We start from the raw sequence: 632 nt of genomic DNA, 5'->3' as shown, positions 1-632 counted from the left end.
GCTACAATGGTATTTAGAAATTTAAAGGAATTATATGATTATCTTGTAGAAGAAGATAATAAGAATAATCAAAATAATAATCAATAAAATAATTAATAATATATTTGATANNNNATAAGAATTTGATATTAATATTGGTATTGGACCTATTAATATTAATCCAGCAAATTTTGTATTAGAGAATTGGATAATGAGAAAATAAGTAATAAAATTATTGAAATAAATAGAAAAATAATTGATAAAATTAAAAGTACAGTTATCTGTTCTTCCATTTTTAATTTATAAAATTTTGAATGGCCAAAATGAATTATTAAATCAAATCCATATTTATCTAAATATATTGGTATATCACATCCACCGAAACCAGATCCAAACCAAATATATATTTCTATATCTTTATATTTTTCCTTTATTTTATCGTATATTTCTTTACACTATGTTTTTAATCCATCAGGAAATTGCAATAATATTTTTTTATATTTTTTTCTATCCAATGTTTCAAATATTTTATCTAATTCAAAATCTATTTCCATCCGAATATTTTTAATATATTGTCTATAAATCTATTTTCTAACTTTTAATTCTTTTCCAGTCATTTTTTTTACAATTTCTATTATATCTTTAGAAGCCAT

General features: G+C 19.4%; 2 protein-coding genes. Both read right to left on the bottom strand.

What is annotated here, in order from left to right; translation table 11 throughout:
• Nucleotides 1–30: 30 nt before the first annotated feature.
• On the bottom strand, nucleotides 31–189 hold the full coding sequence (locus LUA84_RS05545) for a TIGR00304 family membrane protein (protein WP_457913396.1): 159 nt from the start codon (nucleotides 187–189) through the stop codon (nucleotides 31–33).
• The gene (locus LUA84_RS05540) at nucleotides 156–425 is read right to left on the bottom strand and encodes a hypothetical protein (protein WP_457913395.1); all 270 of its coding nucleotides are present in this window, start codon (nucleotides 423–425) and stop codon (nucleotides 156–158) included. Before LUA84_RS05540 ends, LUA84_RS05545 begins: the two co-directional genes overlap by 34 nt.
• Nucleotides 426–632 lie beyond the last annotated feature (207 nt).

The organism is Candidatus Nanopusillus massiliensis (assembly GCF_920984865.1).
This window is presented reverse-complemented; position numbering and strand designations above follow the sequence as displayed.